This is a genomic window from Oenococcus sicerae (genome assembly GCF_004102045.2).
Classification (GTDB): domain Bacteria; phylum Bacillota; class Bacilli; order Lactobacillales; family Lactobacillaceae; genus Oenococcus; species Oenococcus sicerae.
This window is the reverse complement of record NZ_CP029684.2, coordinates 1,042,438-1,060,954: the sequence shown is the minus strand read 5'-3', so window position 1 is coordinate 1,060,954 and position 18,517 is coordinate 1,042,438. Positions and strand designations below refer to the sequence as shown.

The 18,517-nt window shown below is 40.0% G+C and carries 23 protein-coding genes, 2 pseudogenes and 1 riboswitch; of the genes and pseudogenes, 8 read left to right on the top strand and 17 right to left on the bottom strand.

Annotated elements, in window-relative coordinates; all coding sequences use genetic code 11:
- Positions 1-8: 8 nt before the first annotated feature.
- The 10 genes from phoU to DLJ48_RS05330 all read right to left on the bottom strand — a co-directional run bounded on the left by phoU (position 9) and on the right by DLJ48_RS05330 (position 8,454).
- Entirely contained in the window at positions 9-695 is a 687-nt protein-coding gene (phoU, locus tag DLJ48_RS05375) for a phosphate signaling complex protein PhoU (protein ID WP_128686477.1), read from the bottom strand.
- A 24-nt stretch (positions 696-719) separates the two neighbouring features.
- Positions 720-1,484, bottom strand: a complete 765-nt coding sequence (pstB, locus tag DLJ48_RS05370) for a phosphate ABC transporter ATP-binding protein PstB (RefSeq protein ID WP_128686476.1) — start codon at positions 1,482-1,484, stop codon at positions 720-722.
- Positions 1,484-2,335: a phosphate ABC transporter ATP-binding protein PstB gene (gene pstB, locus DLJ48_RS05365; protein WP_128686475.1), complete on the bottom strand. Its 852-nt coding sequence runs from the start codon at positions 2,333-2,335 to the stop codon at positions 1,484-1,486. Before pstB (DLJ48_RS05365) ends, pstB (DLJ48_RS05370) begins: the two co-directional genes overlap by 1 nt.
- Positions 2,335-3,231 (bottom strand): phosphate ABC transporter permease PstA, encoded by an 897-nt coding sequence (gene pstA, locus DLJ48_RS05360; protein WP_128686474.1) that lies wholly within the window; start codon positions 3,229-3,231, stop codon positions 2,335-2,337. Before pstA ends, pstB (DLJ48_RS05365) begins: the two co-directional genes overlap by 1 nt.
- The gene (pstC, locus tag DLJ48_RS05355) at positions 3,231-4,190 is read right to left on the bottom strand and encodes a phosphate ABC transporter permease subunit PstC (protein ID WP_128686473.1); all 960 of its coding nucleotides are present in this window, start codon (positions 4,188-4,190) and stop codon (positions 3,231-3,233) included. Before pstC ends, pstA begins: the two co-directional genes overlap by 1 nt.
- Before the next feature lies 1 nt (position 4,191).
- Complete coding sequence (locus DLJ48_RS05350) at positions 4,192-5,088, bottom strand: phosphate ABC transporter substrate-binding protein (protein WP_128686472.1); 897 nt, start codon at positions 5,086-5,088, stop codon at positions 4,192-4,194.
- A gap of 38 nt (positions 5,089-5,126) precedes the next feature.
- A complete protein-coding gene (locus DLJ48_RS05345) occupies positions 5,127-6,017 on the bottom strand; it encodes a phosphate ABC transporter substrate-binding protein (RefSeq protein WP_128686471.1) in 891 nt (296 codons plus the stop codon).
- Positions 6,018-6,129: 112 nt separating this feature from the next.
- Positions 6,130-7,249 (bottom strand): peptide chain release factor 2 gene (gene prfB, locus DLJ48_RS05340; protein WP_128686470.1). Its coding sequence is split into 2 segments (ribosomal slippage): positions 6,130-7,176 and positions 7,178-7,249, totalling 1,119 coding nucleotides; the frame shifts between segments, so codons are not numbered across the junction.
- 160 nt (positions 7,250-7,409) lie between these two features.
- A complete protein-coding gene (locus DLJ48_RS05335) occupies positions 7,410-7,808 on the bottom strand; it encodes a pyridoxamine 5'-phosphate oxidase family protein (RefSeq protein WP_128686469.1) in 399 nt (132 codons plus the stop codon).
- A 100-nt stretch (positions 7,809-7,908) separates the two neighbouring features.
- Entirely contained in the window at positions 7,909-8,454 is a 546-nt protein-coding gene (locus tag DLJ48_RS05330; RefSeq protein ID WP_128686468.1) for an NADPH-dependent FMN reductase, read from the bottom strand.
- A 305-nt stretch (positions 8,455-8,759) separates the two neighbouring features.
- On the opposite strand from DLJ48_RS05330, the gene DLJ48_RS05325 reads away from it, so the two are divergent.
- Positions 8,760-9,413 (top strand): NAD(P)-dependent oxidoreductase, encoded by a 654-nt coding sequence (locus DLJ48_RS05325; RefSeq protein WP_128686467.1) that lies wholly within the window; start codon positions 8,760-8,762, stop codon positions 9,411-9,413.
- Positions 9,414-9,471: 58 nt separating this feature from the next.
- On the opposite strand, the gene DLJ48_RS05320 is transcribed toward DLJ48_RS05325, so the two are convergent.
- Positions 9,472-9,735, bottom strand: a complete 264-nt coding sequence (locus DLJ48_RS05320; RefSeq protein ID WP_128686466.1) for a hypothetical protein — start codon at positions 9,733-9,735, stop codon at positions 9,472-9,474.
- A 74-nt stretch (positions 9,736-9,809) separates the two neighbouring features.
- Positions 9,810-9,907: riboswitch (purine riboswitch) on the top strand.
- A 61-nt stretch (positions 9,908-9,968) separates the two neighbouring features.
- On the opposite strand from DLJ48_RS05320, the gene DLJ48_RS05315 reads away from it, so the two are divergent.
- Both DLJ48_RS05315 and DLJ48_RS05310 read left to right on the top strand, forming a co-directional pair.
- Positions 9,969-10,565: a xanthine phosphoribosyltransferase gene (locus DLJ48_RS05315; protein WP_128687091.1), complete on the top strand. Its 597-nt coding sequence runs from the start codon at positions 9,969-9,971 to the stop codon at positions 10,563-10,565.
- On the top strand, positions 10,555-11,892 hold the full coding sequence (locus DLJ48_RS05310) for a nucleobase:cation symporter-2 family protein (RefSeq protein ID WP_128686465.1): 1,338 nt from the start codon (positions 10,555-10,557) through the stop codon (positions 11,890-11,892). Before DLJ48_RS05315 ends, DLJ48_RS05310 begins: the two co-directional genes overlap by 11 nt.
- Before the next feature lie 25 nt (positions 11,893-11,917).
- Here DLJ48_RS05310 and DLJ48_RS05305 read toward each other — a convergent pair whose 3' ends face one another.
- From DLJ48_RS05305 to DLJ48_RS08695, 3 genes and pseudogenes are all read right to left on the bottom strand, one after another.
- Positions 11,918-12,889 carry a GMP reductase gene (locus DLJ48_RS05305; protein ID WP_128686464.1) on the bottom strand — a complete coding sequence of 324 codons (972 nt, stop codon included), beginning with the start codon at positions 12,887-12,889 and terminating at the stop codon, positions 11,918-11,920.
- A gap of 130 nt (positions 12,890-13,019) precedes the next feature.
- Complete coding sequence (locus DLJ48_RS08520; protein ID WP_243148518.1) at positions 13,020-13,274, bottom strand: hypothetical protein; 255 nt, start codon at positions 13,272-13,274, stop codon at positions 13,020-13,022.
- Between the two features lie 208 nt (positions 13,275-13,482).
- Positions 13,483-14,010: pseudogene (locus DLJ48_RS08695) on the bottom strand (nucleoside phosphorylase).
- A 336-nt stretch (positions 14,011-14,346) separates the two neighbouring features.
- On the opposite strand from DLJ48_RS08695, the gene DLJ48_RS05290 reads away from it, so the two are divergent.
- Together DLJ48_RS05290 and DLJ48_RS05285 are read left to right on the top strand one after the other, a co-directional pair.
- Positions 14,347-14,829 (top strand): GNAT family N-acetyltransferase, encoded by a 483-nt coding sequence (locus DLJ48_RS05290; protein WP_128686462.1) that lies wholly within the window; start codon positions 14,347-14,349, stop codon positions 14,827-14,829.
- A 115-nt stretch (positions 14,830-14,944) separates the two neighbouring features.
- Complete coding sequence (locus DLJ48_RS05285) at positions 14,945-15,532, top strand: dTDP-4-dehydrorhamnose 3,5-epimerase family protein (RefSeq protein ID WP_128686461.1); 588 nt, start codon at positions 14,945-14,947, stop codon at positions 15,530-15,532.
- Between the two features lie 56 nt (positions 15,533-15,588).
- Here the strand turns inward: DLJ48_RS05285 and DLJ48_RS05280 are convergent, their stop codons facing one another.
- On the bottom strand, positions 15,589-15,969 hold the full coding sequence (locus DLJ48_RS05280) for a tautomerase family protein (RefSeq protein ID WP_128686460.1): 381 nt from the start codon (positions 15,967-15,969) through the stop codon (positions 15,589-15,591).
- Positions 15,970-16,073: 104 nt separating this feature from the next.
- Between DLJ48_RS05280 and DLJ48_RS05275 the strand changes: the two are divergent.
- From DLJ48_RS05275 to DLJ48_RS05265, 3 genes and pseudogenes are all read left to right on the top strand, one after another.
- Positions 16,074-16,268 (top strand): annotated as a pseudogene (locus DLJ48_RS05275) (recombinase family protein); the annotation flags it as partial.
- 98 nt (positions 16,269-16,366) lie between these two features.
- Positions 16,367-16,735, top strand: coding sequence for a hypothetical protein (locus DLJ48_RS05270; protein ID WP_128686459.1), 369 nt, complete (start codon positions 16,367-16,369; stop codon positions 16,733-16,735).
- Positions 16,736-17,068: 333 nt separating this feature from the next.
- Positions 17,069-17,632, top strand: coding sequence for a GrpB family protein (locus DLJ48_RS05265; protein WP_128686458.1), 564 nt, complete (start codon positions 17,069-17,071; stop codon positions 17,630-17,632).
- A 26-nt stretch (positions 17,633-17,658) separates the two neighbouring features.
- Here the strand turns inward: DLJ48_RS05265 and DLJ48_RS05260 are convergent, their stop codons facing one another.
- Entirely contained in the window at positions 17,659-17,961 is a 303-nt protein-coding gene (locus tag DLJ48_RS05260) for a type II toxin-antitoxin system RelE/ParE family toxin (RefSeq protein ID WP_128686457.1), read from the bottom strand.
- On the bottom strand, positions 17,951-18,229 hold the full coding sequence (locus DLJ48_RS05255) for a plasmid mobilization protein (RefSeq protein ID WP_128686456.1): 279 nt from the start codon (positions 18,227-18,229) through the stop codon (positions 17,951-17,953). The genes DLJ48_RS05260 and DLJ48_RS05255 overlap by 11 nt, the downstream gene beginning before the upstream one ends.
- Between the last annotated feature and the right edge of the window lie 288 nt (positions 18,230-18,517).

Genomic DNA, 18,517 nt, shown 5'->3' with positions numbered 1-18,517 from the left:
TCAGCTCCTTAAATAAAGCTTGACGAACCTGGATTCAATTCCACAATTTTGCCGCTGCGCTTATAAACCAGCCATTCAGCAATGTCCGTCGCATGATCGGCTGTCCGTTTTAAATAGCCAACAACAACTAGATAATCAGCACCAGCATCAATGGTATCAGCGTCATCTTTCATAGACACCAAGATATCCTTGCGGATAACTGTTGATAGTCGTCCCACCTGTTCCGAATGTTGGGCAACCTTTTGCGCATCGTCAATTGAATCAGAAACATAAGCGTCCAAAATTTCATCAAAAGTTCGTGTCGCCATCAGCCCCATTTCAGAAATTTTTCGTTCAATTTCCGGCATTCTACGATCACCATTTTGCCGATGATGGATTCTGATCGTCGAGTATGCAATATCTCTTGCGTAATCTCCCATTCTTTCTAACACGGAAACCGCCTTCAAAATCGTGACAACTTCTCTCAGATCAGTTGTAACTGGTTGATATAAAGCGATCATTTCAAAAGTCTTCTTCTCAATGGCAGCTTCCCTTTCGTTGATCTCGTGATCACGATTAACGATTTCCTCAGCTGCTTTTGTATCATGAGCCATAAAAGCGACAACTGATTTATCAATTGTTCGTGCCACCATTTTGCCCATGCTGCGGAATTGATCGTCCAGATCTTCCATTTCAATGTCAAAGATTCTGCTCATTTTATCATCTCCCTGCTATCATTTTTATCCAAATTTACCACTAACGTAGTCCTGTGTCTCTTTTTCTTTCGGATTTAAGAAAATATCACGCGTTTTGCCTACCTCAACTAAACGACCATCATTGAAAAAAGCCGTCGTCTGGCTGATACGCGCCGCTTGCTGCATATTATGTGTCACGATAATCAGACAGTATTCATCACGCAGATCTAAAAGTGAATCCTCAACCACACGGCTAGAAATCGGATCCAGCGCGCTAGTCGGTTCATCTAGTAGCAAAATGTCCGGTTTGGTCGCTAAAACACGTGCCACACTGACACGTTGCTGCTGGCCGCCAGACAAACCCAATGCATTCATGTCCAAACGGTCCTTGACTTCTTCCCAAACACCGGCTTGTCGTAAAGCTTTTTCCACGGCTTCATTCAAGTCGTGTTTTGGAACCTTGTGCCCTAGTCTTAATCCAAAAGCCACATTTTCATAAATACTAAAAGGAAAAGGTGTCGGCTGCTGGAAAACCATGCCGATGCGTTTACGCAGATCGACTAAATCAACATTGTCAGCATACATATCAACACCATGGAACAAAAATTTTCCTTCTACTTTGACGTTTGGTGTCAGGTCATGCATACGATTCAGAGCACGCAAATAAGTTGATTTTCCCGAACCTGACGGTCCGATCAACGCCGTAATACCATTTTTTGGAAAATAAAGGCTAATATCAAACAAAGCCTGTTTGCCACTATAAAACAGATTAACGTTTTCAGTTGTTAACAAATATTTCTCGTCCGCCATTAGCCAAAATTCCCCGAAACATAGTCATCAGTCAACTTCACTTTTGGCCGCGTAAAAATTTTTCTTGTCAAATCATATTCGATAATTTTCCCCAAATGAAAGAAAGCTGTGTAATCGCCAATACGAGCGGCCTGCTGCATATTGTGCGTCACAATGATGATCGTATATTGTTTCTTTAATTCCATCATTGTCTCTTCGATCTGCATCGTGGATTTAGGATCCAAGGCACTGGTTGGTTCATCCATCAATAAAATATCTGGTTTTAAGGCTAAGGCTCTAGCAATGACTAATCTTTGCGCCTGCCCACCGGACAATTCCAATGCTGATTTATTGAGATCATCTTTTAATTGGTCCCACAAAGCTGCCTGCCTCAGCGAAGACTCGACAATTTCGTCTAACTGTTCTTTAGTGTATTTCTTCCGCTGAGTCAAAGCAAAAGTGATATTGCGATAGACCGACTTAGCGAAAGGATTTGGCATTTGAAACACCATACCGATATGTCGACGTACTTCATAGACATCAACATCAGGTGAATTAAGATCCAATCCGCGATACATAATTTTGCCCTTAACTTCAGCAACGCCATCATTCATACGATTCAAAGAACGCAGGAAAGTTGACTTACCCGAACCTGAAGCGCCAATCAAACTTGTAATTTTAAAACGTTCAAAAAACAGGTTAGCTGGTTTGATCGCCTCATTATAGCCATAAAAAACAGAAACATTTTCAGTTTTCAAAGCAATTTCATGTTTGGCAGGATCCGGCTGTGAAATATAGGTATCGGGATTATCCAGCGTGATGATACTTTTAATATCCTTGACAAATTCAGTTTGTTTTTTAAGCTTTACCATTATTTTTCCGTTCCCGAGGTCATCTTTTTATATAGCTTATTGCCGAAGTAACGAGCTGATAAATTGAAGAGCAGCACCATCACGATCAAAACAGCCGAAGCACCTGCTGAAATTTTAGCGGCATCCGGCATCGTTCCTTCGGAATTAACTTTCCAAATATGCACAGCTAGGGTTTCTGCTGGCCGCATCAAATTCAAAGGACTGTTTGAATTCATTGGATTCCAATCGTACCAATTTAATTGAGGTGCAGACTGTCCAGACGTAAATAGCAAAGCAGCAGCTTCGCCAAACACACGTCCGGCAGCCAAAACGACCCCCGTTACAATTGAGGGGACAGCCGCTGGAAAAATTACCTTTTCCGTTGTTTCCCATTTTGAAAGCCCCAACGCGAGCCCAGCTTGTCTCTGCAAATTTGGAATCGCAGCCAGCGAATTTTCAATCGAACGTGTCAGTAATGGTAAGTTAAAAAATGTGAGTGCAATGGCACCGGATAAAACAGAAAAGCCCATGTGAAACTTCAAAACAAAGAGCAAAAAGCCAAATAAGCCAACAACGACAGATGGCAGCGAACTTAAAACTTCAATCGCTGAACGAAAAATAGCAATGAATTCTGATTTTGGATCAGCAAATTCATTCAGATAAATAGCAGAACCCAGTGCAATTGGCAAAGAAAGCAGCATTGAAACGATCAGCAGGTAAAAGGAATTGAATAATTGATCAGCAATGCCGCCGCCAGCTTCAAATGAAGAAGAGTGGCTGGTCAAGAAATGCCAGCTAACATTTGGAAGTCCTTGTCCAAGTATCGAAATCAGCAAGGCAGCTAAAATCAAAACCACAATGGCAGAAATGAAATAAATAGTTCCAATCGCAATTTTATTCGTGACTTTTGGATTCATTAGCGTTTCCCCTTAGAAATATTGGTCTGTTTACCTATCAGGCCAATAATCAGATTAAAGAATAGCGACATGATCAATAGCAGCATCGCTAACGTCCACAAAACATCATTTTGAACTGAACCGTCAGCCGTATTGCCAATGCCTTGAGTAAGAACTGACGTCAGCGTTGCCGCTGAACTCATCAAACCGTTCGGCATGATCGCAGCATTTCCAACAACCATCTGGACCGCTAAAGCCTCACCAAAAGCCCGTGCCATACCAAAGACAATAGCCGTTAAGATACCTGGGGTCGCGGCTCTCAAAATAACCTTATAAATCATTTGCCAACGTGTCGCGCCAATTGCTAAAGCAGATTCACGATAGTGGTTCGGGACATTTTTTAAAGCGTCGATCGTCAAGGATGTGATCGTTGGCAAAATCATGACAAATAGGACGATCGTTCCTGCTAATATGCCAAAGCCCGAGCCACCAAAAATGTTTCTCAAAAACGGCACTACGACTGTCAAACCAATAAAACCATAAACGACCGATGGGATGCCAACTAACAATTCAACGACTGGCTGCATAATTTTTTTGCCCCAGTTAGGCTGAATTTCAACCATAAATAATGACGTCGCAATGGCAAAAGGCGTTGCCACTAGCGCACTTAACAACGTGACCAGAAAAGATCCAACGATCATCGGCATAGCACCAAATTGTAAGTTGCCATTTGCATCAGGCGAAGTCGGATTCCAAACTGTGCCAAAAATAAAGTTAAAGGGATTGATATGATCTAACGTAAAGGTCATCAATCCACGACTCAAAACAAAGAAGAAAATCGAGAAAACAACAACACCGATCAGAATTAAAGCTGACAAACTCAAACTACGGCCAAATTCATCTTTCTTGGCAGAAATTGATTTTTGCAGCAATGAATTTCGAATGGGATCCTGACTATTCTTGTTATGTCTTCTTGTCATATTACTTGCCTGAGACCTTTCCTTGGGAATTCTTCGTCACCTGCATACCAGCTAAAGGAATATAACCAAGTTTTTTCACAATACCACTCTGTATTTTTTTAGACTGAAAATATTTAATGAACTTTGCGGTTTCGCCTTCAGCTTTGCCATGGGTATACATGTGTTCATAGCCCCATATTTTCCACTTATTCGTTTCAACATTCGATTGAGTCGGCTTAACATGATCAATGCTAATTGTGTTCAAGTTCGCTCCGGTGATATAACCGAAAGATAAGTAAGAGATCGAGCCAGGTGCTGAAGCCACGATTTTTTGAACAGTACCATTACTGTCTTGTTCTTGAGCATGAAGTGCTGTTTGTCCTGCTAGGACCGATTTTTCAAAAACTGTCCGAGTTCCCGAACCGCTAGATCGGTTCACAACCGTAATCGCTAAATCAGGACCACCTAGATCCCGCCAATTTTTGACCTCACCAGTAAAAATTTTTCTTAACTGGTCCATAGAAAGATTCTTGATCGTCACATCTTTGTTCGTCACTGGTGCGATCCCAACCACAGCTACTCGATGGTCACTCAGCTTGGCTGCCTGAATACTGCTCTGCTGTTCAGCAAAAATATCAGAACTGCCGATTTGAACAGAACCCGCTTGTACCTGAGTTAGTCCAGCACCCGAGCCGCCTCCTTGAACTGTAATTGAGGTCTCTTTATTAATTTTTTCATATTCTGACCCTGCTCTCTCTGCTAAAGGCTGGAGAGCCGTTGAACCAACTATCAAAATATTCTTCGTTTTAGCCTGAGTCGACCCAACCACATTGCTCGTTAAACTACGATGAGTTGAACCATAGTAAAGTGCCAAAACCGCTATTAAAATTATGCCAATTCTCGTTAAATTTTTTCTCATAATATGTACTCCGGGGCAATTGCCCGGATAGATAAAAATTACTTTTTAGTCACAACACCGCTAGCAGTTCTATCAACCTTCATACCTGCCAAAGGAATATAACCAAGTTTTTTAATCAAACTTTTTACACTTGATTTGTGGAAATAAGCAATAAATGCTTTTGTAGCGCCTTTAGCCTTGCCTTTGGTATACATATGTTCATAACCCCAAATCGGCCAAGCGTTTTTCTCAACATTTTTTGTCGTTGGTGAAACTTTCTTGATCTTAAGTGCCTTCAGACCTGATTGACCCTTAATGTAGCCAAAAGCCAAGTAAGAAATCGAACCAGGTGTTGTTGAAATCATTTTTTGCACTGTACCATTAGAATCTTGCTCTTGAGCAGTGGCTGCAGTTGCATCGCCTAAAATAGCCTTTTCAAAAACAGCTCTAGTTCCAGAACCAGCAGCACGGTTAATTAAAACAATCTTCTCATTTTTTCCGCCGACTTGATTCCAATTCGTTACTTTGCCGGTGAAAATCTTTTTTAACTGACTCTTCGTCAAACTTTTTACGCTAACGTCCGTATTCACAACCGGCGCAATGCCAACCACTGCAACCTTATGATCAACTAAAACACTAGCATCAATGCCGTCCTTTTCTTCAGCAAAAACATCAGAATTACCTATTTGAACCGAACCAGCCTGAACTTGCGTTAAGCCGGCACCAGATCCGCCACCCTGTACAGTAACCTGCACTGAAGGATATGCACTTGAAAAACGCTCACCGACTTGCTCGGCGAGAGGTTGAAGTGCTGTTGAACCAACAGCTAAGACTTTCCCAGTCAACTTTGACTTAGAAGCTGCGAAGGCGCTTGTACCATGATTAACGCTCGTCAAGGACGCACCGCTAATAGCAACCAACGCAAGTAAACTCACTAACCATTTCTTCATAATTATGAAACTCCTCGTGTCTTATTAATATTCAATTTTCATGTGCGGGACTTATATCGCCGCATCTAAAAGATACCATAAAAAAGCCTCAAATAAATGAGGCTGATCAAAACTAGTCAGGATTCTTTTGAGATAATTGCCACTGCAGATAGGCATTGATGAATGGATCCAGATCACCATCCATAACGCCGTCGGTATCTCCCGTCTCATATCCGGAGCGAAGATCCTTAACCATGCGATAAGGCTGAAAAACATAGGAACGAATTTGAGAGCCCCAAGCAACGTCTAATTTATTCCCAGCCAGCTTTGCATGCTCTTCTTCACGCTTTTGTTCTTCTCTTTCATAAAGCTTGGCTTTCAGCATCTTCATCGCAATATCACGGTTACCATATTGGGTCCTTTCGACCTGTGAAGCCACCACGATACCAGTTGGAATATGTGTTAAGCGAACAGCGGTTGAAACTTTATTGACGTTTTGCCCACCAGCTCCGCCAGAACGATAAACATCCATTTTGATATCAGCTGGTTTGATATCGATCTCAATTTCATCATCGTCTAACTCCGGCATCACATCAATCGAAACAAATGACGTGTGTCGGCGGCCGGCAGAATCAAAAGGGCTGATCCGGACAAAACGATGAACACCCTTTTCACTTCGCAAAAAACCATAAGCATTGTGACCGATGATTCTTAAAGTTGCTGAATCAATTCCAGCAACATCGCCAGCCTGATAGTCAGTAACTTCGACTTTAAAGTCATGTGATTGACCCCAGCGTGTATACATTCGGTATAAATTGCTGGCCCAATCAGTCGACTCCGTGCCGCCTTCGCCCGGATGAATTTCCAAAATGGCATTATTGGCATCATATTTGCCAGTCAGCAGTTGCTGCAAATTATAAGATTGAAGATTTTTTTCCGTTTTCTCAATGCCGCTATCTAGCTCTTCATGCATTTCCGGATCATCTTCCTCAGACAATAATTCAGTCAAAGCGGTCAGATCCTGGACTTGTTTATCTAGGCTGAGAAACGAATCCCGTCGCGTTTTTAAAACATTGGTTTCGTCAATTACTTTTTGAGCCGCTTCATTATCATTCCAAAAATCAGGCTGGCTCATTTGATCTTCATTTTCAGCGATCGATGCATCTAAGGCATCAAGGTCAAAGCGACCCCCTAAAACCGTCGATCCGGCTTTGCATATCACTGATATTTTTTTTTGCTTCGTTAAGTTCCATTATTTCTCCTTCAATAATTGCGTCAATGGCGATGATCTTGGCAGCAAAAATAACTACATAATCACTTTAACAATGATTTAACGGTTTCAAAAAAAATCGAATAAAAAAAGAGCTTTTGAGGCTCAATTCTTTAATATGATCGGATTTTCCCAACAAAAAATCACTGCAGCAGCGTGCCCGCTTCTAAATTATTATCCAACTTGTAAATATGCTTAATGTCGATTACCACAACTGCAGCACGAGGAAAACGCTCAAAAATCTTCGTCTGGCCTAAAATTTTTGTCGCGTAATCATCGCTGTCGTGAATATGTGCCAGACCTTCGAATCGAAAACCTTTTTGTGCCGGACGATCCGCAACCGCAACCGCAGCACGCCCATTCTCGGCAAGATTTTCATAGGCTTGTCTAAAAGTATGTTCAAAATAAATCAAATGATCATCGTCTAAAACATGTAAGGAACCTTTCGGACCGACTTGCGGATTGCCATGTTTGTCAGCAGTGGCTAAAAAGGGTAACTGACTAGCCAGCATTTTTTTCATCTCTTCAGTTAATTTGACCATTCTCAAAATCTCCTATTCTCTAACGAAGTAAACATCATTTGACAATTTCTTGCATGCAAGTGCTCACTGAATATTTTAACGATTTATCTACACGATAGTATCAGATATTTTTTTTAGCAAATTCATCGAATTTCTTGGCCGCATCAGCTAAGAAAGTTTGCGTGCCCTTATTCGTAACACGTCCTGTTTCATCTGATAATTGATCGCTATGACCAATATATAATTCCGGCTGAGCCATAGTGGGCATATCCAAGAAAACAAGCGATTGCCGAAGCACATGATTCGCCAAAACGGCCGAAATACCAGAAATAGATTGTGAAGCGACCAAAGCTGGTTTACCAGCCCATACACTTTGTCCCCAAGGTCGCGAAGCAACGTCTAAAGCATTTTTCAAGGCCGCAGGGATACTGCGATTGTACTCAGGAGTGACAAAAATAAAAGCATCTTGATCAGCTACCTGCTGACGGAAATCAACGTAGGATTTGGGCGAATCGGCATCAAAATCCTGGTTATATAATGGCAGATCTGCAATATTCAGATAACTTGTCTCTGATCCTTTTGGCAGTCCAGCCACTATCGCTTCAGCGATCCCTTTTGAGTATGAATTCTTCCGAAGAGAACCAATAATAACACCATATTTAACCATGATGAATCTTCCTTTCAATATGTGATATAAGCTTACAAATAGTAAGTATAATGGAATATTTAACAAATAACAAGCACCATTTGTTTGCTATTCACTGTCATATACTTAAAGGAGGTTAACTGGATATGTTCCGACCAGAGAAGGAACAAAAAATTGGAAATTCTCGATGATACAGATAGGTTGAAGATAACCAATATTGCAAAAAAAGTACTCGATTTATCTCTGAGTCGCAAATATTTTCAAAAATGATCTAATATGCTAACTTTAATTTACTAACTAAAAATTAGTAAAAGGAGGTTTTGATTTTGAAAATATTCGTTATTGGTGCAACTGGAATGGCCGGTAGTGCCATCGTAAAAGAAGCTGCCTCTCAAGGCATTGAGGTTTTAGCTAATGGCCGATCTGTTGACAAATTACAGGCGCTTAAACAAAATAACACAAGCATTAAAATTTTAGCTAAGGATGCCTTTTTACTTGAGCTAGGTGATTTTGAAAATGCTGATGTCATCATTGATGCTTTTGCGGCAAAACCAGTAGAAGCTTATCTGCAAGTTGATCTAGCCAGCAAACTAATTGCCTTATTCAGAAATAATAAATCAGTGAGGATAGCCTTTATATTAGGTGCCGGTAGTCTTTTAACCGGTCAAGACGATCATCTAGCGGTTCGAGACATCGAAGCCGATCCAACTTCGCAGGCTTGGCGTGCAGTTCCGCAAAATCAATTGAAGGAATTAAATTTCCTGAAACAAGTTGATAATGTCGATTGGTTCGGCGTTTCACCAGCACTTTCTTTTGTCCCGGGTCCTCGTGCGACTAAGATACTTTTTGGGGAAGACCACTTATTATTCAATGAAAATGGCCAGTCAGAAACGACAGCTGGTACCATGGCAGCGGTAGTTGTTAATGAAATTTTAAACCCTAAATATCACCAAAAACGTTTCACAGCTGCGAATGCTTAAAATAATCCTATGAAGAAAATCCCAACAGAATCGGCTCTGTTGGGATTTTTTAAACTTATCAGACTCTGAATTCGTTGACATCAATCACTTGATCAGCCTGATCAGAAACAAAATAATTCGGCAAACTAGTGCGTTGTCCATCAATTGACACAATTTTATTCCGTTTTAAATATTCAGCATTGGTGAGAATGGCATTGCCCAAAATAATATCTTCGTAATCTGTCGCCGCCTGATCACTTGCCGGATTATGAGTATTAGAATCCATCGTAATCTTAACGAGTTGTGTCGTTTTTTCTGTTTTCGCTGATCCAAAAATTGACAAAAATCAAGTTTTTAGAAATACATAGCCATTTTTCTTGCACGGGCTTTTCCCCTGTGATAGGATACAAATAACAAATTCAGAATGTTGAAAAAGCTTATATATGGTCATAATAAGGATGACCGTTTCTACCTGGAGCCGCAAACTCAGAACTATAAGCAATTAAGTACTTGTCCCGTTTTTCCGTGACCTCTGGGAAGCTTTTTCTTCTATTTAAATTAGATAGGAGATCAATTATCAAAATTTTAGAAGAGAAAATTAAGTCTGAGGGCATCGTACTCGGATCAGATATTTTAAAGGTCGATAGTTTTTTGAACCATCAAATCGATCCTTTTTTAATGTTGCAGATCGGAAAAGTTTTTGCCGAGAAATTTAAGCCAAACAGCATCAGTAAGGTACTCACAATTGAATCTTCGGGAATCGCACCAGCCTTAATGACTAGTCTGCAGTTGCAAGTACCAATGATCTTTGCCCGCAAGCATGAAAGCCGTACTCTCAGCGGAAATTTCTTCTCCGCCAGCGTTTATTCCTATACAAAACAGACAGAAAATCAGATTGCCATCTCAAAAAAGTTTATCGGCCCTAAAGATCGTGTTTTGATTATTGATGACTTTCTAGCCAATGGCCAGGCAGTTCAAGGCTTGCTGGATATTATCAGCCAAGCAGGTGCTGTTGCAGTTGGTGTCGGTATTGTGATTGAAAAACGTTTTCAAGCCGGTCATAACTTGATTTTGTCCAAAAAGCTGCCGCTTATATCGCTAGCAAGTATTGATCGTTTCGAGAATGGTCAAGTCATTTTTTGCAAAAAGGAAGTAGCGTCCCATGCCAATTGATCACCAGTCAGGTCAAAATCAACTCGCTCATAATTATCGTTCGGCACTTTTAGGTATTCAGCATTTGCTAGCCATGTATTCTGGAGCCGTTCTCGTCCCGCTGTTAATCGGCGGCGCGCTGAAATTTAATGCTGCTCAGATGACCTATCTCATTTCAATGGATATCTTTATGTGCGGATTGGCTACTTTTCTACAGTTATTCACTAATCGCGTCTTTGGCATTGGATTGCCCGTCGTCTTAGGCTGTGCCATCCAAGCTGTTGCACCGCTGGAAATGATTGGTCAAAATTTTTCCATCGGCAGCATGTATGGGGCGATCATTGCTTCATCTATTTTTGTCTTTTTGATCGCCGGTGTTTTTGCTAAAATTCGCAAACTTTTTCCGCCCCTAGTAACTGGAACCGTTATTACAGTCATCGGTTTGACGTTGATTCCGATCGGATTCGTGAATCTTGGCGGTGGCAGTGCTGCAGCTAAATCTTTCGGTTCTAGCAATAATCTGATCGTTGGCTTATTCACGATTTTAGTTGTGTTGGTCTGCAGTGTTTATGGTCACGGTTTCATTAGCCGGATCGCCGTTTTGATCGGCCTTCTGCTGGGAACGATTTTGGCTGCATTAACGGGGATGGTTTCCTTCCAAGCAGTTGTTGATGCAAGCTGGTTTCACTTCCCTCAGCCGTTTTACTTCGGTACACCGCATTTTGAAGTCTCTTCCATTTTGACAATGATCGCCATTTCGTTAGTTTCTTTAGTTGAATCAACAGGTGTTTTTTTTGCCCTTGGCGATATTACCAAAAAACCGATCGGTGAAAAGGACCTGAAAAGAGGCTACCGTGCTGAAGCTTTGGCTGGCATATTGGGTGGTATTTTCAACACCTTTCCATACACAACTTTTTCACAAAACGTCAGTCTGGTCCAGCTATCCGGTGTCAGAAGCCGCCAACCGATTTATTATGCAGCCGGTTTCTTGATGCTGCTCGGTTTACTGCCTAAAATCGGCGCCTTGGCTACGATTATCCCCTCTCCAGTAATTGGCGGTGCGACAGTCATTATGTTTGGCATGATCGCGATTCAAGGAATTCGTATGCTGGAAAAGGTCGATTTTTCAAACAACAAAAATATTCTTGTTGCTGCGATCTCAGTCGGCTCCGGTTTAGGTGTCAGTGTTGAACCAAATATTTTCCAAAGTCTGCCAGAAACAGTTAGATTGATCTTCAGCAATGGTGTTGTTGTCGCCAGTTTATGTGCCGTGCTGTTAAATCTGATTATCCAGCCGGATAAAACAACCGCTGAAATAAAAAATCCTACTGAAAGTGTTAAACAGTAGGAAAAATTAAATTTATTTATCGTTATCAATCGCCATTCATGATCGTGTTTTGTACAATCACATAATTAACAGTTTTCAGAGCCTGCAGATTATCACCGCCAGCATAAGAAATAGCGGACTGGAGATCCTGAGCCATTTCATTTAAGGTATTTGCAATGTCGCCTCGGTAAGGAACCAAAAGATCCTTCCCCTCGACATTTTGGTAAATACCTTTTTGTTTGGCCGAAGCCGACCCATAATACTGCTTATAACGACGATGATCGATCACAAGATCGTCACCGGGGGACTGTTTATGCCCAGCAAAAAGCGAACCGATCATCACCATGCGGGCGCCGAAACGAACAGATTTAGCAATGTCGCCATTATGACGAATGCCGCCATCTGCAATAATCGGTTTACGTGCCGCTTTAGCACACAAGCGTACTGCTGCTAACTGCCAACCAGCTGTGCCAAAACCTGTTTTTAATTTTGTAATGCAGGCTCTGCCAGGACCAATGCCGACCTTAGTAGCATCAGCGCCAGCATCCTCCAATTCACGAACAGCTTCAGGTGTCGCAACATTGCCAGCAATGACAAAGGTGTTTGGCAAATGCTGTTTAATATAGTGGATCATATCGATCACAGTATTAGCATATCCATGAGCGATATCAATCGTGATATAGTCCGGCGCCAGACCAGCAGTAGTCAATTCGTCGATCAGTCGGTATTCTTCATTTTTAACGCCGACACTGATCGAGCTGATCAAGCCCCTTTGTTTCATATCAGTCACAAAATGAACTCTTTTTTCTGGTTCAAAGCGGTGCATGATGTAAAAATAGCCGTTTTTCGCCAGCCAAATTGCCAGATCGTCGTCGATCACAGACGCCATATTCGCTGGTACAACGGGTAATTTAAAATGGTGTCCGCCAAACTCAACGCTTGTATCAGCTTCCGAACGCGAGCTGATCAAACATTTGTTGGGAATAAGCTGAATATTCTCATAATCAAATACTTCCATGAAATCACATGCCTCTTTCAATCTTTAGCAATGGCAATTTTCTCACCAACGAAACTACGATATCGGTCTTTTTCACGAATGTCAAACATTTTAGATCACAACCGAGAATTGATCAATTGCCAACCATGAATCAGAAACATATGCTGCTGACGAAGACAACAACTATCAAGGATAGGATGGTGACTTTAAGCCGATTAAAATGGATATCCTGTGCATCTTTTTTATTCAAATATTCTGCCAGAACAAACAATCCCAGAACAGCCAAGGCCAACCAAAAAGATGGTATAACCGTCGTCTTGTTGAATTGTCGCCAAACAAGCGTGATCAGGTTCTGATGATTTGGCAAAACGATTGTTGCTAAGACCAATATACTGGCGGTGTACATACATATTATCTTGAAAATCCTCATATCAGTTTTTTCATTCCTCTCTTGTATAAAAAATTTGTCATCGCAAAATGATATCCATTTTTTTAAAACGTTTATCATTTATTCACAATGAAACCAATCTTAACATATCAGCTTAATCAGTTTACAAGCTTAAAATGGTGTTCGGTCATTATTATGAATAAATAAGAAAATCGAGAAAATTCATTTAGGCTAAGTTAACTAAACAATTTATTCCCAATCCTAACACCCACGTATGAGCATCGCGCCCTCTATTTCGAGCGTCCCATTTCTTTGGATTCGCTAGGGAATCAGCTGTGAACAAAATTTGACCAAATTTAACACCGCGAAAATGAGCAACAGAGGCCAGCGCCGCACTCTCCATTTCAACTACCTCATAACCGTCATCGCTGTATTGGTTAATTAGAGCAGGAGTTTCTCGGAAGAAAGCATCAGTTGTCCAAGTCTTTACCAGTTTTGCTTGTTATCCAAGGCCAGCCAGACTTGATTGGATCGAGATAGTCACATCGTTATCCAGACAAATACTAGGAGCTGCAGGTAAATAATGATAAGAAGTTCCCTCGTCACGCAAAGCTTCAGTTACGACTAATAATGAGTTTTCCGCTTCGTCCTGTAAAACACCACAGGAACCGATCGCAATGATTTGCGTTGCCCCATAAGCAATCAAAAAATCAATAATCTGAGCAGAAGCCGGGGCCCAATGATCGCAGGACATAGACCTATATTTTCGCCATTAACCTTAATTTCGCAAACTGTCAAAATGTTGGAAAACGTTTTAAAGGTCGCCAAATCTTTAGCCTTATGTTCTCTTTTAAATGCTAAAAATTTCTCAGGCGTTACAAATGCTAACAACATCTTTGAAGGAAAATGATATCCCTCGTTTCTGAAGGGATTGATAACAGCAATGGGTGAGGCATCATAATTCATAATTGGCAACTGATTCATAACTTATCTCGCTTTCAAAAATACTATCATCATATAATAGTTTTTACTCTTGATTTGCAGTGTCATAATAAAAAATAATAAACTGGCATTTCAGGAGTATAAAACTATGTCTCAAAAGTTGTCTTTTCAAAAAGCTTCAGAAAATGATCTTGAACAAATTGTTTCTATGTATCGAATTAGTTTTAAAAAACTATATGATCGCTATCACGATGAGAAAACAAGCCCTTATAAAGAGCCAGCGGAAGTCATCCAAAGAAAAATACGCCAAAACAGCAGTTTCTTTTTCTTTATTACTGAGGATCGAGTCAGGGTCGGTCTTATTCGAGTCATGCTTGATCCCAAGCAGCCAAATGCTAAGATCTCTCCGCTTTTGGTCTTGCCGAGTTTTCAAGGGCAAAAAATCGCTCAACATGCTTTAGCAGCTATAGAAAACTTATTCCCTGATATAAAAACTTGGTATGTTGATACGATCAAACAAGAGGATAAACTCGTTCATCTGTATCTAAAATGTGGATATAAAATAATTGAAGACAAAAATCAAAACATTCAGCCAGGAATGGATTTGGTATTTTTTAGTAAAGAAAGTTAGAACTCCCATCGAATCATAAAAAAACAGGTGTTGTCTCCATCTGTTTTCCCGCTAATAGCCGAAAGACTACTTTTGTACTAAAATTGAGAAAAAGTAAGGAAAGCGAGAGCCAAAAATGAATCTGCATATTGATCCTTTATCTGTTTCAAATTCCAAAATCGAAGGTTTACAAGTTATCAATGTCAAAATGGTCACAGATGATCGTGGAACCGTCCGAGAACTTTATCGCCAGAGCGATTATGCCGTATCTCTGCCAAACAGCATATCTGCATGGAGCCAAGTAAATTTAACGCGGACTAAATGCGGTGCGGTACGAGGTCTCCATGGCGAGACCATGTCGAAATTAGTGACCGTTGCTCACGGATCTGCCTTTGGTGTTTACGTGGATACTAGACCCGACAGCCCCACGATCGGTGTAGTTGCAACCGTTCATCTCACGCCAGGAATTCAAGTTTTTGTGCCCCAAGGAGTTTGTAATGGTTTTCAAGCCCTTGAGGATGACGCTGAGTATTTATACTTCTTTGACAATGAGTGGGCCTCGAAAATGTCAGGAACTGCCTTGTGCCCATTGGATCCTGAATTGAAGATCGACTGGCCGATTCAAATCGATCCAAACAATCGTGAACAAATATCCGAAAAAGATTCAAAGGCGCCAAACCTTCGTGATGCACTAAAACTTCAGGCCAAACCACAAAATAATTGATTCAGAAGCATATCTATGCTGATTTCTCTTGAAAAGAAAGTGTCTAAGAGAAAATTTTATAACTCACCATTTAAAAATTGTGCTTCGCCATTGCCAAAGCTCCAATCGTCATCATTATTAGGAACGAGGCTAAAGATAATATCTTCTTTCCGTAATCCTAATTCTTTATTTAGCCTTGCTGCGAGCTGCTTGTAAAAAGCCAATTTAGCCTTCGTTGACCGGGGACGTGTCGTTAAATTAAAGACAACGATATTTCGACTGCGCTTGATTCCTAGTCCAGTATCTAAAATCTGCATTTCAAAGGGCTCATGCTGAGTTAAAATCTGATAACGATCACTAATTGGTGTATTTAATGTTTGCACTTGGGTCTCATAAGCGATTGTCAACAATTGTTTTAAATAGCCTGCATCATGGCCTTTGATTACATCAATTCTCATTAGTGGCGTAATTTGTTCCTCATTTCATTTAAATAAGTTATTGATAGCTTTATGATAAGCGTATGTGTACCCCAAAGGGCTGAATGGTTAATCAAAAATTATATATAGTAGATGATACTGAATTAGATCGATTGAGAAGAAATGATCAGGGCTTAACTAAGATCGTGAACACAATACAAAATAAAGGTGCTACGTTAGGTGCTCTCAGTCTAGCATCCATGACGGGAATTGTTGATGCCAACTTAAGACAACTGATGGCTAACCTGATTATTGAGTTGTATAAATACCAAACTGAAAACGCAGCCAACAACAACTGACTGACTTTGCTAAACAAAACTCAGAGACCGAGCAAGCAGAGGAATGGCGGACAATCTGCAACAAAGAAGATGAGGATACCATGAAGAATGCATTGTTTGAATCAACGAAAAAGGAACTAAGCCGCCAGCCTAAACAATTAATTGATTTGAATCAATGGCTTTTTTTAACCATCAATACTGCTAAATCAATGATTGACAATACAGATAGATCCCAATTTTTTTATTTAAAAAAGTTTGTTAACTGCGATACAACTAGAGATATTCAGCAGCTATTTGACAAAATACAAGGTAAATTTGGAAACAAGGATTTTTCGAAACGCCATAGCCATAAATACCTATATCTTTGTTCTTTAGTAGCCAATTTCCCTCAAACAAGCCTTTCTAGTGAAGCTCGGCAATTGATGAGTTGCTTTGTTACTGAAGATGAGTATTTATTATACGAAATATAGAAAATAAAAAACCGGCGCAGTTATATTAAATTAAGCACTCCGTCTTTTTGTATGCCATATCGCGAATTTCTCGTCTGGAGATCAAGCGTTAGCTAGTTTTTAAATAATCTAAAACACCCCCAATTTTTCGTTTTGAAGGCATATTCTTCATATAACTAATTGGTATCATTAACTTTAAAGCATCATTTCTTGAACTATACAGCAAAGCCTCATGGCACTCATTTATTTAGATCTAGATTAAGTTAGACCGAAGAAATGCTAGATTATATTGTCTTTGGTCAAAAAATACACCTAATATAATTACTACTTTAGTTTTTTTGAAGAGGGTAAATAATGGACAGGAAAAAATATACTGAAAGTGTCACACTTGGAAAAGTTGAACAAAATCCTCAAATCAAACTTCAACCTTATGATCCTACTTGGATAAATTCATATCTTGAGGAAGAACAAAAAAAAGCAGCATTACAGGGAAAGGCACTTTTAGTCGAACATGTTGGTTCAACTTCTGTCCCGGGATTGAGTGCAAAACCAATAATTGATATTCTATTGTTAGTTAATGATTCCTCAAAAGAAGAAGATTACGTACCTAATTTGATCGCTAAAGGCTATATTTTAAGAATTAGGGAACCTGAATGGTTTGAACATAGAATGTTTAAAAGCAACACAAAAAATGTTAATTTGCACGTGTTCAGTTCAGGGTGTACGGAAGCCCAAGAAATGCTTAATTTTCGTAATTGGCTACGTATAAACGATCATGACAAATCATGGTATGAAGCGTCAAAACAAAAATTAGCTTCTAAGAAATGGGAAACCGTGCAAGAATACGCTGACGCTAAAACACCGATTGTACAAGAAATCAAAAAACGTGCTGATAATTACTTTTCTAAGGGTCTATAAATATAAATAGCCCCTCAAAAATATTGTTATTGATTCAAGATATCATGAGAGCCAGTCGCGACCAATAACAAAACCAATTCATCACGATCTAGCCGGTAAATGATAATCCAACTATCATAATTTTTGCCATAGTTGCCATATCTGGCAGGATGAAATTCACGATAGCCTCGCCAATTGCCTGCTAGTGGATGATCCTTGATCTGTTTTAAAGTTGAATTGTCTTGTTTGATAATTGCTTTTAAACAAGGTTTTAAGATGGCTATCGGAAAGTGCTTTTTGGCTAACTTTTTTAATTCACGTTCAAAAGATTCGGTCTGTTTAATTTGCATCCAGTTTATCGATCCAATCATCAAAGTCCGCCAATGAGCCAATGTTTTTTACTTGACCTATTTCTGCTTCTTCTTTAGCGACTAAGGCTGCGGGCGAATCTAAAAAGCTAACTAAACGGACTTCATTGTTAGCGGCCTTAACTAATGATAAGCGAATATATTCAGAAACAGTTAACCCCTGCTGGGCCAAATTATTTTTAGCCCGTTCACTAATATCAGCGGTGACTCGGGTCGAGACTGTTTTATTTTTAATAACGCTAGCACTCATTATATTGTCCTCTTTGTGTTTACCATCGTACTACATAAATAATAACAGGTTTGTTTTGATAAAGCAAAACCAGCTCATAAATTAACAATTGCAGGTTCTTTTAATAGAATTCATGTGAAGACATTACTAAGAGCATATAACTTAGGTTTATTTAGAAGTTCTGTAGAATCGTTTCGCGACCTAATGCAGCAGCGGCTTAATCATCTCTTAAGAACTATGCTATATATTCACAAAATACGACAAATGTGAATAGTTCACAATTAAGGTATCAGTAAAAACTGCTCCTAA

What these genes read in the sequence shown, in the direction of transcription:
- phoU (WP_128686477.1), bottom strand. Translation starts at nt 695, where the DNA reads ATGAGCAGAATCTTTGACATTGAAATGGAAGATCTGGACGATCAATTC.
- pstB (WP_128686476.1), bottom strand. Translation starts at nt 1,484, where the DNA reads ATGGCGGACGAGAAATATTTGTTAACAACTGAAAACGTTAATCTGTTT.
- pstB (WP_128686475.1), bottom strand. Translation starts at nt 2,335, where the DNA reads ATGGTAAAGCTTAAAAAACAAACTGAATTTGTCAAGGATATTAAAAGT.
- pstA (WP_128686474.1), bottom strand. Translation starts at nt 3,231, where the DNA reads ATGAATCCAAAAGTCACGAATAAAATTGCGATTGGAACTATTTATTTC.
- pstC (WP_128686473.1), bottom strand. Translation starts at nt 4,190, where the DNA reads ATGACAAGAAGACATAACAAGAATAGTCAGGATCCCATTCGAAATTCA.
- DLJ48_RS05350 (WP_128686472.1), bottom strand. Translation starts at nt 5,088, where the DNA reads ATGAGAAAAAATTTAACGAGAATTGGCATAATTTTAATAGCGGTTTTG.
- DLJ48_RS05345 (WP_128686471.1), bottom strand. Translation starts at nt 6,017, where the DNA reads ATGAAGAAATGGTTAGTGAGTTTACTTGCGTTGGTTGCTATTAGCGGT.
- DLJ48_RS05335 (WP_128686469.1), bottom strand. Translation starts at nt 7,808, where the DNA reads ATGGTCAAATTAACTGAAGAGATGAAAAAAATGCTGGCTAGTCAGTTA.
- DLJ48_RS05330 (WP_128686468.1), bottom strand. Translation starts at nt 8,454, where the DNA reads ATGGTTAAATATGGTGTTATTATTGGTTCTCTTCGGAAGAATTCATAC.
- DLJ48_RS05310 (WP_128686465.1), top strand. Translation starts at nt 10,555, where the DNA reads ATGCCAATTGATCACCAGTCAGGTCAAAATCAACTCGCTCATAATTAT.
- DLJ48_RS05305 (WP_128686464.1), bottom strand. Translation starts at nt 12,889, where the DNA reads ATGGAAGTATTTGATTATGAGAATATTCAGCTTATTCCCAACAAATGT.
- DLJ48_RS08520 (WP_243148518.1), bottom strand. Translation starts at nt 13,274, where the DNA reads ATGTACACCGCCAGTATATTGGTCTTAGCAACAATCGTTTTGCCAAAT.
- DLJ48_RS05290 (WP_128686462.1), top strand. Translation starts at nt 14,347, where the DNA reads ATGTCTCAAAAGTTGTCTTTTCAAAAAGCTTCAGAAAATGATCTTGAA.
- DLJ48_RS05285 (WP_128686461.1), top strand. Translation starts at nt 14,945, where the DNA reads ATGAATCTGCATATTGATCCTTTATCTGTTTCAAATTCCAAAATCGAA.
- DLJ48_RS05280 (WP_128686460.1), bottom strand. Translation starts at nt 15,969, where the DNA reads ATGAGAATTGATGTAATCAAAGGCCATGATGCAGGCTATTTAAAACAA.
- DLJ48_RS05270 (WP_128686459.1), top strand. Translation starts at nt 16,367, where the DNA reads ATGAAGAATGCATTGTTTGAATCAACGAAAAAGGAACTAAGCCGCCAG.
- DLJ48_RS05265 (WP_128686458.1), top strand. Translation starts at nt 17,069, where the DNA reads ATGGACAGGAAAAAATATACTGAAAGTGTCACACTTGGAAAAGTTGAA.
- DLJ48_RS05260 (WP_128686457.1), bottom strand. Translation starts at nt 17,961, where the DNA reads ATGCAAATTAAACAGACCGAATCTTTTGAACGTGAATTAAAAAAGTTA.
- DLJ48_RS05255 (WP_128686456.1), bottom strand. Translation starts at nt 18,229, where the DNA reads ATGAGTGCTAGCGTTATTAAAAATAAAACAGTCTCGACCCGAGTCACC.